At 72.3% G+C, this 15,910-nt stretch carries 14 protein-coding genes; 12 read left to right on the top strand and 2 right to left on the bottom strand.

The window, feature by feature from the left end; genetic code table 11:
• Positions 1-95 precede the first annotated feature (95 nt).
• The gene (locus MCBMB27_RS17270) at positions 96-3,077 is read right to left on the bottom strand and encodes a bifunctional [glutamine synthetase] adenylyltransferase/[glutamine synthetase]-adenylyl-L-tyrosine phosphorylase (protein ID WP_075380921.1); all 2,982 of its coding nucleotides are present in this window, start codon (positions 3,075-3,077) and stop codon (positions 96-98) included.
• Between the two features lie 375 nt (positions 3,078-3,452).
• On the opposite strand from MCBMB27_RS17270, the gene chpT reads away from it, so the two are divergent.
• The 8 genes from chpT to MCBMB27_RS17230 all read left to right on the top strand — a co-directional run bounded on the left by chpT (position 3,453) and on the right by MCBMB27_RS17230 (position 12,082).
• Positions 3,453-4,175: a histidine phosphotransferase ChpT gene (gene chpT / locus MCBMB27_RS17265; RefSeq protein ID WP_043352403.1), complete on the top strand. Its 723-nt coding sequence runs from the start codon at positions 3,453-3,455 to the stop codon at positions 4,173-4,175.
• A 103-nt stretch (positions 4,176-4,278) separates the two neighbouring features.
• A complete protein-coding gene (locus MCBMB27_RS17260; protein ID WP_075380920.1) occupies positions 4,279-7,008 on the top strand; it encodes a hybrid sensor histidine kinase/response regulator in 2,730 nt (909 codons plus the stop codon).
• 64 nt (positions 7,009-7,072) lie between these two features.
• Positions 7,073-7,591: a chemotaxis protein CheW gene (locus MCBMB27_RS17255; protein ID WP_043386919.1), complete on the top strand. Its 519-nt coding sequence runs from the start codon at positions 7,073-7,075 to the stop codon at positions 7,589-7,591.
• A gap of 11 nt (positions 7,592-7,602) precedes the next feature.
• Positions 7,603-7,995, top strand: coding sequence for a response regulator (locus MCBMB27_RS17250; protein WP_043352407.1), 393 nt, complete (start codon positions 7,603-7,605; stop codon positions 7,993-7,995).
• Positions 7,996-8,052: 57 nt separating this feature from the next.
• Positions 8,053-9,273 (top strand): chemotaxis-specific protein-glutamate methyltransferase CheB, encoded by a 1,221-nt coding sequence (cheB, locus tag MCBMB27_RS17245; RefSeq protein ID WP_053610567.1) that lies wholly within the window; start codon positions 8,053-8,055, stop codon positions 9,271-9,273.
• Positions 9,270-10,133: a CheR family methyltransferase gene (locus MCBMB27_RS17240; protein WP_043386914.1), complete on the top strand. Its 864-nt coding sequence runs from the start codon at positions 9,270-9,272 to the stop codon at positions 10,131-10,133. The genes cheB and MCBMB27_RS17240 overlap by 4 nt, the downstream gene beginning before the upstream one ends.
• Positions 10,134-10,304: 171 nt before the next feature.
• Entirely contained in the window at positions 10,305-10,919 is a 615-nt protein-coding gene (locus MCBMB27_RS17235) for a hypothetical protein (protein ID WP_075380919.1), read from the top strand.
• A 146-nt stretch (positions 10,920-11,065) separates the two neighbouring features.
• Positions 11,066-12,082: an asparaginase gene (locus MCBMB27_RS17230; RefSeq protein WP_043386909.1), complete on the top strand. Its 1,017-nt coding sequence runs from the start codon at positions 11,066-11,068 to the stop codon at positions 12,080-12,082.
• Positions 12,083-12,163: 81 nt separating this feature from the next.
• Here MCBMB27_RS17230 and MCBMB27_RS17225 read toward each other — a convergent pair whose 3' ends face one another.
• The gene (locus MCBMB27_RS17225; protein ID WP_043386906.1) at positions 12,164-12,418 is read right to left on the bottom strand and encodes a hypothetical protein; all 255 of its coding nucleotides are present in this window, start codon (positions 12,416-12,418) and stop codon (positions 12,164-12,166) included.
• A 295-nt stretch (positions 12,419-12,713) separates the two neighbouring features.
• Between MCBMB27_RS17225 and MCBMB27_RS17220 the strand changes: the two genes are divergently transcribed.
• The 4 genes from MCBMB27_RS17220 (at position 12,714) to MCBMB27_RS17205 (ending at position 15,904) form a co-directional block, all read left to right on the top strand.
• Positions 12,714-13,058 carry a hypothetical protein gene (locus tag MCBMB27_RS17220; RefSeq protein WP_043759339.1) on the top strand — a complete coding sequence of 115 codons (345 nt, stop codon included), beginning with the start codon at positions 12,714-12,716 and terminating at the stop codon, positions 13,056-13,058.
• Between the two features lie 168 nt (positions 13,059-13,226).
• A complete protein-coding gene (locus tag MCBMB27_RS17215; protein WP_124262963.1) occupies positions 13,227-13,544 on the top strand; it encodes a hypothetical protein in 318 nt (105 codons plus the stop codon).
• Positions 13,545-13,691: 147 nt separating this feature from the next.
• Positions 13,692-14,588, top strand: coding sequence for a CBS domain-containing protein (locus MCBMB27_RS17210; protein WP_075380918.1), 897 nt, complete (start codon positions 13,692-13,694; stop codon positions 14,586-14,588).
• A complete protein-coding gene (locus MCBMB27_RS17205; RefSeq protein WP_075380917.1) occupies positions 14,585-15,904 on the top strand; it encodes an HlyD family secretion protein in 1,320 nt (439 codons plus the stop codon). Before MCBMB27_RS17210 ends, MCBMB27_RS17205 begins: the two co-directional genes overlap by 4 nt.
• The last annotated feature ends 6 nt before the right edge of the window (positions 15,905-15,910 follow it).

Raw genomic sequence — 15,910 nt, 5'->3', positions numbered from 1 at the left:
TCCCTCCGGAGGCGACCCTGAATGCCCGAGCCCGCCGGCAATGTCGACCGTGTCTCCCGGGTGTGCGGCCGGCCTGTCGGGCCGGGACGGCCCCGTCAGCCGTGCTCCGGCGGGACATCCGCGGCGCCCGGCATCCGCAAAGTCCGCCGGATCCGCGCCAGCAGGGCCTGGCTCCGGCGCCGGTGGCGGCGCAGCTCCGCCGCGAGGCTGCGGGCGTCCGGAAGGCCCACGGCTTTGGCGATCTGCCGGGCCGCGGTCTCGGAGGGCTCCGCGGCGGGATCGGTCATCACGAGCCGCTGCCACTGATAGACGGCGTCGAGGAACCCGTAGGTCTCGGCGAGGGCCTCGCCCGTTGCCGCGGGCAGGAGGCCGCGCGCCGCCGCCTCCCGGAACAGCGCCTCCGCGCCGAGGCCGATGCAGCCGGGCCAGTCGCGGGCCCGGCTCAGCACGAGGGCCTGGGCCAGGAAGTCGAGGTCGAACAGCGCGCCCGGTGCGAGCTTCAGGTCGAAGGGGCCGGCATGGCCCCGCTCCCGGGCGACCAGGGCCCGCATCGCGCCCGCCTCGGCGCAGACGGCGGCGGTTTCGCGCGGTTGCCGGAGCACCCGGGCGATCGCGGCCGTGACGTCGGCCGCCAGGGTGGCGTCGCCGGCCACGACCCGGGCGCGGGCGAGCGCCATGTGCTCCCAGAGTTCCGCCTCGCCGCCGTGATAGGCCGCGAAGCCGCTGAGCTGCACGGCGGGCGGGCTGTGGCTGCCGTAGGGCCGCAGCCGCAGGTCGACCGCGTAGAGCCGCCCCCGCCGCGTGGCCGTGGTGAGCGCCGCGAACACGCGTTGCGCCAGCCGGTTGTAGGCCACCACGGCGTCGAGGGGGCGCCGGCCGTCGCTGGTGCGATTCTCCGGGTCGAAATCGTAGAGGAAGACGAGGTCGAGGTCGGATTCCGCGCTGAGCTGCCGGGATCCGAGGCGGCCCAGCGCCAGGATGCAGCAGCGTCCCTTGGGCAGCGTGCCGTGGTCCAGGGCGAACCGGCGCTCCTCCGCCTCCAGGCTCAGCGCCACCGTCGCGTCGGCGATCGCCGCGTAGGCCTCCCCGGCCTGGCGCGGCGTGAGGATGCCCGACAGGAGGCGGGCGCCGGTGACGAAGGTCATCTGCCGCGTGGCGTCCCGGCAGCGGTCGAGGCTCTCCTCGTGGCTCGCCGGCTGTCCCAGGAGCGCCCGGTACTGCGCGCGGACCTGATCGGTATCGGTGGTCGGCGTCACGAAATCTGCGTCGAGCACGGTGTCGAGGACGTGCGGGCTCAGGCCCACCGTGTCGGCGAGGCGGGGTGCCGTCCCCAGGATGTCGGCGAACAGGAGGCGCAGGCGCTCGTGCGAGCGCAGGATGGCGAGGAGTTCCGCCACCGCGGGCATCCGCGCGAAGGCCCGGTCGAGGGCGAGGAGCGCCGCGTCCGGATCGGCGGTTCCGCCGAGCGCCCGCAGCAGCGCCGGGAGCACCTCGGCGAGGATCTCCCGGGCCCGGCCGGTCCGCAGGGCCGGGCGGCGCCCGAGATGCCAGCCCTGCACGGTCTCCCAGGCCAGGGGCGGATCCCGGAACCCGAAGGCGCCGAGCCGCGCCAGGGTCGCGGGCTCCGGCTCGCTCGCGCCGAAGACCAGGGGGGGCCCGTCCCCGCCCGCCTCCGGCCCGGCCTCGAACAGCAGGGCGTAATGCGCCTGGACCCGGCCGGCGTGGTGGAGCAGCGCCGCCTCGAAGGCCGCCAGGTCGGAAAAGCCCGCGAACAGCGCCAGCGCGGTCAGCGCCTCGGTCCCGGTGGGCAGGCGCTGGGTCTGCTCGTCCCGGATCATCTGGATCCGGTGCTCCAGGGTGCGCAGGAACGTGTAGGCCGCACGCAGCTCGTCCCGGGCCTGCCCGTCGATCCAGCCCTGCGCGACGAGTTCGGCCAGCATCGCGACCGTACGACGCCCCCGCAGGGCGGGCTTGCGGCCGCCGAAGACGAGCTGCTGGGTCTGGACGAAGAACTCGATCTCCCGGATGCCGCCGCGGCCGATCTTGATGTCGTGGCCGCCGACCGCGATGGTCTCGTGGCCGCGGACCATGTGGATCTGGCGCTTCAGGGCGTGGATCTCGGCGATGGCCGGGAAGTCGAAGTGCCGGCGCCAGATGAACGGCGCCAGTTCCGCGAGGAACGCTTCGCCGGCCGGGATGTCGCCGGCGATCGGTCGGGCCTTGATGAAGGCCGCGCGCTCCCAGTTCTGGCCGAGCGTCTGGTAGTAGTCGAAGGCGAAGCCGGTGGAGAGCGCCACCGCGGTGGAGCCCGGGTCCGGCCGCAGCCGGTAGTCGATGCGGTGGACGTAGCCGTCCGCGGTCCGGTCGGCCAGGAGCTTCACCAGCCCCTGCGCCAGCTTGACGAAGAAGGGCTTCGGATCGCCGCCGGTGGCCGCGGCGGCGGAGCCGGCCTCGTAGAAGACGACGAGGTCGATGTCGCTCGAATAGTTCAGCTCGCAGCCGCCGAGCTTGCCCAGGCCGAGGACGATCAGGCCGGACCCGTCCTGCGGCGCCTCCGGATCCGCGGGCCGGAACCGCCCGGCCGCCATCCCCTGCCGGAGCAGCGCCTCGACCGCCCCGCTCACCGAGGCGTCCGCGAAGGCCGACAGGGCCTGGGTCACCGCGTCGAGATCCCAGCAGCCGCCGAGATCGGCCAGCGCGACCAGGAGGGCATGTTCCTCCCGGTTGGCGCGCAGCCGCCGGCCGACCTCGGCGAGGTCGGGGTTCGCCCCGCAGGACGCGCCGACCGCGCGCTGCCGGGCGATGATGTCCCGGCTGGCCGCGTCCGGCGCCTGTTCCAGCAGGGCGACGAGCCGGTCCGGCGACCGGGTGGCCGCCCGCCAGAGGAAGGGCGAGTGGTCCGCGAGGCCGAGGAGCAGGTCCCGGCACGGCGGCGTCAGGAAACCGGCCGGAAGGGCCGGCGCGATCTCGGCGAGCCGGGCCTGCGCGGCGTCCGGATCGGCGAGGCCGAGCCGGGGGCTCAGGCTCGCGCGCAGCGTCGTGGCCGATCCGTTCCGGAGACCGGTCTCGTCTCTCATGCCGCATCCTCCCTGGCGCGACGGGGCGGGCATCGTAACCGACCGGGCCGCCCGTGTCCGGCCCCGCGCGCAGGGACGCGCGGATCCTGGGCTGGGCGGATCCTGGGCTATGCGGATCCGGAATCGGGGGCCGCCCCGCCCTCCGTCCGATCCGGTAACGCTTTTCAAAGCTGACCGTGGCGTCTATCCGTGCGGACCGGTCGTCGCCCCCGGTCCGACCTGCAGGCCGTGCGGGACCCCCTCGGGCGACTCGATCGCCACAGGGGCGGCCGAGGACTGGGCGCCCGGGAGCCGGGCGGCCGGAACCCGGCAGCCTCGATCGGGGCCCCGACCCGCAGACGTCCGCACCTCAGATCCGCCCGCCCGGAGCGCACCATGTCCTCCCCGACCTCGCCCACCCTGCATCTCGACGGCCTCGACCTCGCCGCCCTGCTCTGCTCCCGCGTCTGCCACGACGTGATCAGCCCCGTCGGCGCGATCGTGAACGGGCTCGAGGTCCTGGAGGACGACCAGGACGAATCGATGCGGACCTTCGCCCTGGAGCTGATCGGCAAGAGCGCCCGGCAGGCCTCGGCGCGGCTGAAATTCGCCCGCATCGCCTTCGGGGCCGCGGGCTCGGCCGGCGCCTCGATCGACCTCGCCGACGCCGAGGGCGTGGCCAAGGGCATGTTCTCCGACGAGAAGACCAAGCTGACCTGGAGCGCCCCCCAGGCCCTCTTCCCGAAGAACAAGGTCAAGCTCCTCCTCAACCTCGTGATGGTCGCCACCTCGGCGATTCCCCGGGGCGGCGTGATCGACGTCGTCGTCTCCGGCGATGCCGAGGCGCCCACGCTGGTGCTCAAGGCCAAGGGCTCGCATGCCCGCATCCCGCCCCACGTGGAGGAGCTGATGGCCGGCCGCCCCGAGAGCGGCACCGTCGACGCGCACGGCATCCTGCCGTTCTACGCGGGCCTCGTGGCGCGGGCCGCCGCCATGGATGTGCGATTCGCCATCGAGGGTGATGAAGTGACTATCACCGCCACGCCCGCCGCGAGCCCCGCAGTGATCGGAGCGCCCGAAGACCCCGACGGCGAGGCTTCGGACACGGCCCTGGCGTGAAATTCTGAAAAACCGAGACGCGGGGCCGGGATGGAAACGCTTCCCTAACCCCGCGCGAGTAAGTAGGTTGCGCGAGACCTTCTCCGCGTAACGAGTAGCGCCTATGGACGACCTGCTTCGCGAGTTTTTGACCGAGAGCGGGGAGCATCTCGACACGGTTGATGCAGAACTTGTTCGATTCGAGCAGGATCCGAACAACGAGACTATTCTGCGAAACATCTTCCGTCTCGTGCACACGATTAAGGGAACCTGCGGATTCCTCGGCCTTCCGCGGCTCGAAGCCCTGGCGCATGCTGCGGAAACCCTGATGGGCCGCTTCCGCGACGGGCTGCCCGCCACGTCGGATTCCGTCACCCTGATCCTGCTGACGCTGGACCGGCTCAAGGCGATCCTGGCCGATCTGGAAGCCACCGGCACCGAGCCCTCAGGCTCGGATGACGACCTCATCTCCGCCCTGGAGCGCATGGCCGAGGGCGCGCCCGAGCCGCAGGCCGTCGCTCCGCCGCCGCCCGAGCCGGTGCTGCCCGATCCGGTGGTCCGCGAGCTGAAGCCCGGCGAGGTCACCCTGGACGAGCTGGAAGCCGCCTTCCTGTCGGCCCCGGGTCCCGACGAATCGGATTTCCTCCCGCCGCCGGCCCCCCTTGCCGCCGCGCCGGCCCCGACGCCCGCGGCCCCCGCGGCGAGCGCGCCGCCGAAGGCCGAGACCAGGGTCGAGCTGGTCGAGGCCGAGAAGCCCGAGCCGGCCCGCGCCGAGAAGGCCGAGGGCGCCGAGGGTGAGACGACCGCCGCCGCCAAGAACCAGACGATCCGGGTGAACGTCGACACGCTCGAGCACCTGATGACCATGGTCTCGGAGCTGGTGCTGACCCGCAACCAGCTCCTGGAGATCGCCCGCCGCCACGAGGATTCGAGCTACAAGGTCCCGCTGCAGCGCCTGTCGCACGTCACGGCCGAGCTGCAGGAAGGCGTCATGAAGACGCGCATGCAGCCGATCGGCAACGCGTGGCAGAAGCTGCCGCGCGTGGTGCGCGACCTCTCGGCGGAACTCGGCAAGCAGATCGACCTCGTGATGGTCGGCAACGAGACCGAGCTCGACCGGCAGGTCCTTGAGGTCATCAAGGACCCGCTGACCCACATGGTCCGCAACTCGGCCGATCACGGCCTCGAATCGACCGCCGAGCGCGTGGCGGCGGGCAAGCCCGCCCGCGGCACGATCCGGCTCGCCGCCTACCACGAGGGCGGCACGATCACGATCGAGATCGCCGACGACGGCAAGGGCCTGAACCTCGCGGCGATCCGGCAGAAGGCGGTGCAGCGCGGCCTCGCCTCCCAGGCCGATGTCGAGCGGATGACCGACGCCCAGGTCGCCAAGTTCATCTTCCACGCCGGCTTCTCGACGGCGGCGGCGGTGACCTCGGTCTCGGGCCGCGGCGTCGGCATGGACGTGGTCAAGACCAACATCGAGACCATCGGCGGCCTGATCGACATCGCCACGACGGCGGGGCGCGGCACGACCTTCACCATCAAGATCCCGCTGACGCTGGCCATCGTCGCCGCGCTGATCGTGCGGGCCGGCGAGCACCGCTTCGCCCTGCCGCAGGTGGCGGTGCTGGAGCTGGTGCGGGTCGATGCCGGGGCGCAGCGGGTCGAGCACATCAACGGCGCGCCGGTGCTGCGCCTGCGCGAGCGGCTCCTGCCGATCGTCTCGCTCACCGGCCTGCTCGGCCAGTCGAGCCCGGGCGGGGAGGCGGAGCAGGCCGGCTTCGTGGTGGTCGCTCAGGTCGGGCGCGAGCGCTTCGGCATCCTCGTCGACGAGGTCTTCCACACGGAGGAGATCGTCGTGAAGCCGATGTCGGTGAAGCTGCGGCACATCCCGATGTTTGCCGGTAACACGATCCTCGGCGACGGCGCCGTGGTGCTGATCGTCGATCCCAACGGCGTGGCCCGCCAGGTGGCGCAGGGCGTCCAGGGCAGCGGCGGCCACATCGACGCCGACGCCGACGAGGCGGTGGAGATGGCCGACACCAAGACCACGCTCCTGGTGTTCAAGGGCGGCCAGGGCAGCTTCAAGGCGGTGCCGCTGTCGCTGGTCACCCGCCTCGAGGAGATCGAGTGCGCCAAGGTCGAGTGGCTCGGCGGCCGCGCGCTGATCCAGTATCGCGGGCGCCTGATGCCCCTGGTCCCGGCCGACGCGGCGATCACCATCAAGTCGGAGGGGACGCAGGCCCTGGTGGTGTTCTCCGACGGCGAGCGCGCCATGGGCCTCGTGGTCGACGAGATCGTCGACATCGTCGAGGAGCGCCTCGACATCGAGATCGCGGCCGACCGGTCGGACCTGATCGGCTCGGCGGTGCTGCGGGGCCGGGCGACCGACATCATCAACATCGCCCACTTCCTGCCGCTGGCCTACGACGACTGGGCGCGCGGCCTGAAGCGGCCCGAGCAGATCTCCACGATCCTGCTGGTCGACGACTCGGCCTTCTTCCGCGACATGCTGAGCCCGGTGCTGAAGGCGGCGGGCTACCAGGTGGTCACCGCGGCGAGCGCGGACGCGGCGCTGGCGGCCCTCCAGGCCGATCCGCAGATCGAGGTCGTGGTCACCGATCTGGAGATGCCGGGCCGCAGCGGCTTCGACCTCGTCGCCGCCATGCGCCGGGCTGAGCCGCGCCTCGCCGGGCTCCCGGTGATCGGCCTCAGCGGCGCGATCGGCGCCGATGCGGTTGAGCGCGCCCGGGCCCTGGCGATCAGCGACCTCGTGGCGAAGTTCGACCGCAGCGGCCTGATCTCGGCGCTGGCCGAGATCGGCGCCGCCACGGTGTCGAAAGCCGCCTGAGCCTGCACGCCGCCCGCCCCAAAACGATCGAGACGATCGAGACGATCGAATCCGGAGAGTTCCGATGCAGGCTGCCAACGCCAACACCAGCGGCGCCACCACCAACGGCGTCGAGACCGGCGCCACCGACGACTTCGTCACGGTCTATGTCGGCGAGACGCTGTTCGGTCTGGCGATCGAGCGGGTGCACGACGTCTTCGTCCCCTCGGGCGTGACGCCGGTTCCCCTGGCGCCGGCCGAGATCGTCGGCCTCTTGAACCTGCGCGGCCGCGTGGTGACGGCCATGAGCCTGCGCCGGCGGCTGGGCCTGCCCGACGCGGAGGCCCAGGCGGACGGCACCAAGGCCAGCCCGAAGATGGCGATCGGCCTGGAGCAGGCCGGCGAGACCTTCGCGCTGGTGGTCGACGGCGTCGGCGAGGTGCTGAAGCTCGGGGCCGACAGCCGCGAGGCGGTGCCGATCAACCTGGATCCGCGCTTCCGCGATCTCGCCACCTGCGTCCATCGCCTCGACGGGCGGCTCCTGGTGATCCTCGACGTGGACGCGCTCCTCGGCTTCACGCCCGCCGGCGCCAAGGCGGCTTGAGGGAGAGGTCGATGAAGGCGCCCCACGAGACCACCTGCCTGGTGGTGGACGATTCCGCGGTGATCCGGAAGGTCGCCCGGCGGATCATCGAGGATCTCGGCATGAACGTCAGCGAGGCCGAGGATGGCAGCGCCGCCCTGGAAGCCTGTGCCGCCAGCATGCCGGACGCGATCCTGCTCGACTGGAACATGCCGAACATGGACGGCTACGCCTTCCTCCAGGCCCTGCGCCAGAGCGAGGGCGGGGGCGTGCCGAAGGTCCTGTTCTGCACCACCGAGAATGATGTCGGGGCGATCGCCCGCGCCCTCCGGGCGGGGGCCGACGAATACATCATGAAGCCCTTCGACCGCGACATCCTGACGGCCAAGCTCGAACAGGTCGGTCTCGTCGCCGACGCGGCCTGACCGCACGATTCGGCTCCGACGCCCCTGCACCCGCGACCTGTACCCGAGGCAAGCATCATGGCCCTGAGTCCCGCGGTTGCTCCGCTCCGTACACCCACCACCCCGAGCACGACCGCATCCGCCACCACGATCCGGGTTCTGGTGGCCGATGATTCCGCCGTGGTGCGCGGCCTCGTGGCCCGCTGGATCGGCGAGGCCGGATTCGAGCTCGTCGGCACGGCCTCGAACGGCCGGATCGCCCTCGAGCTGATGGCCAAGCACGACCCGGACGTGGTCCTGCTCGACATCGAGATGCCGGAACTCGACGGCACGACCGCGCTGCCGCGCATGCTGGCCATGAGCCCGAGCGTGCAGGTCGTGATGATGTCGACGCTGACCACGCGCAACGCCGACATCTCGTTGAAATGCCTCGCCCTCGGGGCGGTGGACTACATCGCCAAGCCCGAGAGCAGCCGTGGCGTCACCACCTCGGACACGTTCCGGGTCGAGCTGATCGAGCGCGTCCGCGTGTTCGGCTCCGCCCGCGCGCGGAGCCGGCGCCCCGCCTTCGGCCATGTGCCGGCCACCCCGCACGCCCCCGCCGGGCCTGCGGTCGGGCACCACGCACCCGCGGTCGTGGCGCATCCGGCGCCGGCCGCCGCGCGCCCCGCGACCCCCTTCACGCTGCGGCCGAAGGTCCGCAACCGGACCCAGCCCCGGGCCCTGCTGATCGGCTCCTCCACGGGCGGCCCGCGGGCGGTGGGCGAGATGCTGGAGGGAATCGGCTCGGCCGCCCTGCGCCGTCTGCCGGTCCTGATCGTCCAGCACATGCCGCCGATCTTCACCGCGGTTTTCGCCGAACACCTCGCCACCCGTACCGGGCTGCCCGCAGCCGAGGGCAAGGCCGACGAGCGGGTCGAACCGGGCCGCATCTACGTGGCCCCGGGCGGCCGCCACATGGGACTGGCCGCGGCCGCCAGCGGCCCGATCATCAAGCTCACCGACGGCCCGCCGGTGAACTTCTGCCGCCCCGCGGTCGACGTCCTGTTCAAGGACGCGGCGGTCGTGTTCGGCGCCGCCACCGCGACCGTGATCCTCACCGGCATGGGCTCGGACGGCACCAACGGCGCCCGGGCCCTCACCGAGGCCGGCGGCCCGGTTCTGGCCCAGGACGAGGCCACCAGCACGGTCTGGGGCATGCCGGGCAGCGTCGCGCGGGCCGGGCTCGCCGAGGCCGTGCTGCCCTTGCCCGAACTCGCGACGGCGCTCCGCGCCATGATCACGGGGCAGCCGGCATGACCGAACTCGAGTTCGAATTCCTGCGCAGCTTCCTGAAGCAGCGCTCCGGCCTCGCGCTGACGCCGGAGAAGCGTTACCTCGTGGAGAGTCGGCTGACCCCGGTCTGCCGCCGCTTCGGGCTCGCGAGCCTGGGCGACCTGATCGGCGCCCTCAAGCTCGCCCAGAACGGAACGATCGAGCGGGCCGTGGTCGAGGCCATGACCACGAACGAGACCTTCTTCTTCCGCGACCGGATCCCCTTCGACCTGTTCCGCGACACGCTCCTGCCGGACGTGCTGGCGCGCAATGCCAGCCGCCGCCGGCTGCGGATCTGGTGCGCGGCGGCCTCCACCGGGCAGGAGCCCTACTCGCTGGCCATGCTGCTCCAGGAGGCGGCGCCGCGGCTCGCCGGCTGGCAGGTCGAGATCGTCGCCACCGACCTGTCCACCGAGGTGATCGAGAAGGCCAAGCTCGGGCTCTACAGCCATTTCGAGGTTCAGCGCGGCCTGCCGGTGCAGTGGCTGATCAAGTACTTCACCCAGGTCGGCGAGCAGTGGCAGATCGCCCAGAGCCTGCGCAGCATGGTGGATTACCGCCAGCTCAACCTGCTGCACAGCTTCGCCTCGCTGGGCCAGTTCGACGTGATCTACTGCCGCAACGTGCTGATCTACTTCGATGCGCCGACGAAGTCGGACGTGCTGGCGCGGCTCGCCGCGCAGCTCGCACCGGAGGGCGCGCTCCTGCTGGGGGCCGCCGAGACGGTGATCGGCCTCACCGACCGGCTGTCGCCCAACCCGAAGCACCGCGGCCTCTACGGCCATTCCGAGGCCGCGGCGCGCCCGGCCGAGGCGCCGCCGCTGCGCATGGCCGCGAGCCTCTGAATTCAGCGATCGGGGTTCCCGGTCGCGGCCCGGCTCCGGGCTGTCCCAGCCCCCGGCACCGCGACGGGGATCCGGGCGGTTCCGGAAACGCGGCCTTAAGACTCGCGTGGGTAATTTGCACACGGACCCGCCGCCGGGCGAATCCGGCTCATCCGTGACCCGAGCCCCCTCATGAGTACCGTCTCATCCACCGCGACATCGCAGCTCTCCGCGCAGCGATGGTCGCCGCCTCCGTCGCCCAAGACCCAGATGTCCGACACGATCAGCAGCGCGCTGTCGGCCGGCACGATCAGCAGCACCGACGCGACGGCGCTGACCAGCGCCCTGAGCAGCATCGATTCGAGCCTGTCGTCGGACAGCTCCGCCTCGGGCAGCACCACGACCCGGTCCAAGCTCGACCCGTCCTCCATGAAGGATCGGATCGACGGCCTGATCGCCGATCAGGTCAGCAGCGGCAGCCTCACCACCGACCAGGCCACGGAGCTGAAGAACCTGTTTTCCAGCCACGGCCAGAGCCTTCAGAGCGCGGACGCCACCGGCGACGTGTCCGGGCCGGACGGTCCGCCGCCCGGCCCCCCGCCCGGTCCGCCGCCGGGGAGCGCCGCCTCCGGCAGCACCGGCAGCGGGACCTCGTCCTCCACGTCGGTGACGCAGTCGACGAACGACCTCCTCTCGACCTTCATGCAGCAGCTCCAGAGCAGCCAGTCGGTCGGCGCCGGCTATGGCGCCAACGGCACCACCAACAGCAGCAGCCTCTCGGCCCTTCTGGTCGACTTCCAGAGCTGAGCCGGCGGTGCGGGCGTGGCCGGCCGAGGGGGCCGCCCGCCCGACGCATCGCCCGCCTGCGCGCGGCCGGGGTCGACCTCGGCCGCGCGACGCGGCATCACTCCGCCATCGCATTCGCGCGACCGGACAGGGTCGGGAGGCACGGCATGGCGGCAGGATCGGGGACCGGATTGCCCAAGGTCGCGTTCATCGGCACGGGCGGGACGATCTCGTCCCTCGGGCGCGACACCCTCGACATCCTCGACTACACCGCCACCGACCGGCGCCTCGAAGCCGGCGGCATCCTGGAGGCGGTCCCGGAACTCGCCACCGTCGCCACGGTGGTGCCGGTCCCGTTCCAGGCGGTCCCGAGCCCGGCGATCGGATTTGCCGAGTGGCGCGACCTCGTGCGCCTGTGCGAGCGCCTCGCGGCCGAGCATGCGGATCTCGCGGGAATCGTCATCGGGCACGGCACCGCCACCCTGGAGGAGACCGCCTACGCCCTGAGCCTGACCCTGACGATCGATCTGCCGGTGGTGCTGGTCGGCTCGCAGCGGCCGATGAGCGCCCTCTCCACCGATGCCAAGCTCAATCTCGTGGCCGCGATCCGCACCGCCGCGGCGCCGGCCTCCCGCGGGCGCGGCGTGCTGGTGGTGCTCAACGACGAGATCCAGGCGGCGCGCGAGGTGACCAAGACCTCGGTGGCCCGGCTTCAGACGTTCCGGACGCCGGATTTCGGCGTGCTCGGCCATGTCGACGGCGACAGCGTCCGCTACTATCGCCGCTCCGAGCGGGCGCACGCACCGGGCACGCCCTTCGACATCCGCAGCCTGCCCGCGCTGCCGCGGGTCGATATCGTCTATGGCTACGCCGACGCGGACGGCACCGCGGTCCGGGCCTTCCTGTCGGCGGGCGCGCGCGGCCTCGTCGCGGCCGGTCTTGCCCCGGGCATGACCCCGCCGGCCGAGGCCGAGGCCCTGGAGGCGGCGGCTGCCGCCGGGATCGTGGTGGTGATGTCGACCCGGGCCGGCAGCGGCGTCGTCCCGCTCACCACCCGGTTGCGCACCCGCGGCATCCTCAGCGCCGACAACCTCACCCCGCAGAAGGCCAGGATCCTGCTGGCCCTGGCGCTGACCGTCACGACGGAGCCGGAGGCGGTGGCGCGGCTGTTCGCGACCTATTAGGGGACCGGCTCGGCGCGAGAGGGGGGCGGGGCCGCGGTTTGGGCCGATCCGCGCCGGGGTCGTCCGCGCCCGGCCGGAGGATCACCGAGTGCAGCCGACGCAGATGCCGCGGGTGATGGCGTCGTCGCGGATCTGCTCCGGCGTGCGCCGCTGGATCTGGCTGCTCTCGTCGACGTCGATCTTGTCCGGTTTCGGCACGGTCGCACCGCTCTTGGCGATGTAGTCGCTTCGGTTGGCCGCAACATCCATCGAATCCGGCCTGTCGCCGGCCCGGACCAGAGCCGACGAGACCACCGCAAGAGCGATCGAACATCCGAGAACGAGAGGATACCGCATGGCCGCCTCCGCCGTAGAGGTAGAGCGTGTGACGGCATCACAGACCGATCCGGGTTCCCCGCATTGACCTATCGCAAGGCTCGGCCCGCGTGCGGCGCCGGGCTCGTCGTCATCGGCCCGGTCGCCGTTGCGCTAGATCAAGGCTCGCCGGCCGGGGGCGAGCAGAGTTTGCCGCGGGTCCGCGCCCCGCATCCGGGCCGTCGAGGACCGCATCGTCGCTCTCGTCTGGACGGAACGGCCGGGCAGCGGCAGACCGGATCGCCCGTGAACCCGCAGCCAGCCATGGAGACGCGCTATGACGGACAGCCACGCACACGAGGTCGTCGAGCATGAGGGCCGGGGCGGGGAGGGCGCCCATCCGGACGAGCGGCTTGCCGGCCGCATCGGCGAACACGTGAGACGGGCCCTGCAGGACATCCTGAAGAGCCCCGAAGCGCTGCGGCAGGCGATCCATCTGGGACCGCACGAACACGCGCTGAGCCGCCGGGTGGCCAACGGCCACGATCCGGCCGCAGTGGCGGCGCTGCTCGCCGCCGGCGGCGTCGGCTTCGGGCTGGCATGGCTGATCTTCGGCCAGCATTGGCACCGCACGGATTACGTCGCGCGCCGGATGAGCCACAGCAGCGAACGGATGGCCTGACGCCGTTTCACGGCCCGCCGGGCCGAAGCCTGCGGCACCGGCCTGCGCGCGGGACCCCGGTCCCGCACGGGGGAGGGCGCCGCCTGTCGCCTTACCCCGGCGGTTGCGCCGTCCCGTCGGCCCGCACGTTGCGCTGGATCAACGCCCAGGCTGCGCCGACAGCGATGAATGGCAGACCTGCGAAGAGGTGAAGCCATGAAACGCGATCTCGCTACGAACCTGAGCGAAGAGACCGAACGGGTCGGCGCCCGCATCGACAAATCCTACGAGAAACTGGCGCTCAAGCTGCGGCGGCGGGCCGACAAGGCGCGCGCGGCCATGGTCAAGTGCAAGAACCGCATCAAGCGGGCCGTCCTCCAACGGCGGTTCGAGATCTACGCGAATGCCGCGCGCGATATCGACCAGTCCGTGATGGACCGGCAGGCCTCGCCGGGACCGGTGCTGCGGCTGAAACCGGACGAGCGGGGCACGCCCGCTCAGACGTGATTCCGGGCCGCGGCGGGCCCTCCGTCCGACCGGGCTTGATCCAGCGCAAGGCGGGCCGAAGGCGGGACTGCGCACCCTGCTCCGTGGCCGGCCGCCCTGCCGATGCCGGTTGATCGATGCCCCGATCCCAAGCCGGGGAGGTTGTGAATGCCAGCGCTCACCCCCGTTCCGGATCAGGCCCCAGGGCCCGATGCCCCGTCGGCGTCCGCGGGCGACCGGTCGCACCTGAGGCTGCATCCCCTGTGCGCCCGGCAGATCATGTCGGCGCCCGTCGTCAGCGTCTGCCCCGACACGGCCCTGCGGCGCGCGATCGATCTCATGCTCGACGCCGAGATCAGCGGCCTGCCGGTCATCGATGCGCAGGGCGCGCTCGTCGGCATGGTGACGGAGGGCGATCTGCTCCGCCGGGTCGAACTCGGCACCGAACACCGCATGTCGCGCTGGATCGCGTATCTGCGCAGCCCCGGCCGGCTCGCCGAGGATTATGTCCACGCGCACGGCCGGCGGGTCGAGGCGGTGATGTCCAGCCCCGTGACCACCGTGACGGAGGACACGCCCCTGAAGGCGATCGTCGAGACCCTGATACGGGCTCGGATCAAGCGGGTGCCGGTCCTGCGCGGGCACGCCGTCGTCGGGATCGTGAGCCGGGCGGATGTCGTCCGGGCTCTCGGCGCCGCCTTGGACGCGGACGGGACTGCGGGCCACCGCAGTGATGTCGAGATCCGTCAGGACATCCTCGCGGCCTTCGACCAAGCCGTCTGCATCCCGAAGGCCACCATCGCGGTCGCCGTCCGGCACGGAACGGTCGAGCTCCACGGCTGGATCGCCGACGAGCGGGAAAGGGGCGCGGTGCGCGCCGCCGTCGACGGCGTTCCGGGCGTCGTCGCCCTGCGCGACCATCTGACGTGGGTCGAGCCGATCACCGGCACGGTCCTGCCGGGTCCAGACGACGCCCGGGCGGAGGATTCCGCCGCACCGCATCCCGCCACGCATCCCGCCACGCCTGCCGACAGCGCCGTACGGATCGAGGGCGCGTCCCCATGAGCGTGGACACCGTCCTGCCCTCCGTCAGCGCCCGCAACCGGACGGCGGAGGTGCTTCGTGACAAGGTCGTCCCCGCGCCCGGGGCCGGCGTCCCGTCTCCCGCGCCATGCCCCCCCGCCGGGCCGGATCGGCGATCACGCGGCCTGTGGCTCACGGCCGCCATCGTGCTGCTGCTTCTCGCCGGGGGCGGCTACGGGTGGTGGAAGGCCCACCGCCCGTTGCTGCCGCCGGGCTTCGCCTCCGGGAATGGCCGGCTCGAAGCGAACGTGATCGACATCGAGACCAAGTTCGCCGGCCGTATCGCGCGTCTTCTCGTCGAAGAGGGCGACCTGGTGCGGGCCGGGCAGGTCGTCGCCGTGATGGATACGCGGGATCTGGAGGCGCAGCTGAGCCAGGCGGAGGCGCAGATCCGCCAGGCCCAGAAGGGCGTGGAGGAGGCGGAGCGGACCCTCGTCCAGCAGCAGGCCCAGGTTCTCGCCACCCAGGCGGCGGTCAGCCAGGCCGAGCGCGCCGTCGCGGAGGCCCGCGCCAACATCCAGGAGCGGCAGAGCCACGTGAAGCTCACCCAGCAGGAGCTGAGCCGCTCGACCTATCTCACGGCGCGGGGCTACGCGTCCGCCGAGCAGCTCGACACGCGCCGGCAGGCGGCGGACGAGGCGGCCGCGGCGCTGAGCGCGGCTGAGGCGCGGTTCGGCGGCGGCGAACATGCGCTGGAGGTCGCGCGGAAGAACGCCGACGCGGCGCAGGCCGCCCGGGAGGCGGCGGCCGCGCGGGTTGGCGCGGCCCGGCACGCCCTCGAAGCCCAGACGCAGAGCGCCGCCTTTATCCGGGTCAACATCGCCGACAATTCCCTCGTCGCGCCGCGCGACGGGCCCATCGAGTATCGCGTCGCCAATGTCGGCGAGGTCCTGGGCGCCGGCGGCAAGGTCTTCACGATGCTCGACGCCGCCGACGTCCGCATGGATGTCTACCTGCCGACGCCGGAGGCGGGCCGTGTCCGGATCGGCGCGGAGGCGCGCATCGTGCTCGACGCCTATCCTCGGCATGTCATCCCGGCGCGGGTGGTCTTCGTCTCGAGCCAGGCGCAGTTCACGCCGAAGACCGTGGAGACCCGTGACGAGCGCGACAAGCTGATGTTCCGGATCCGGGTGCGGATCGACCCGGAGCGCCTCCGTGGACGCGAGCGCCTCATCCGCAGCGGGTTGCCCGGGATCGCCTATGTGCGGACCGACGAGACGGCCGCTTGGCCGGCCTCGCTCCTCCCGAGCCCGCCGCCGGCTGCACCGGCTCCCGCGCCGATCCCCACGGCGCCCTGAGACGCG

This window comes from Methylobacterium phyllosphaerae (assembly GCF_001936175.1).
In the GTDB taxonomy this organism is placed as follows: domain Bacteria; phylum Pseudomonadota; class Alphaproteobacteria; order Rhizobiales; family Beijerinckiaceae; genus Methylobacterium; species Methylobacterium fujisawaense.
The sequence above is the reverse complement of the archived record's forward strand: the minus strand, read 5'-3'. Positions and strand labels throughout refer to the sequence as shown.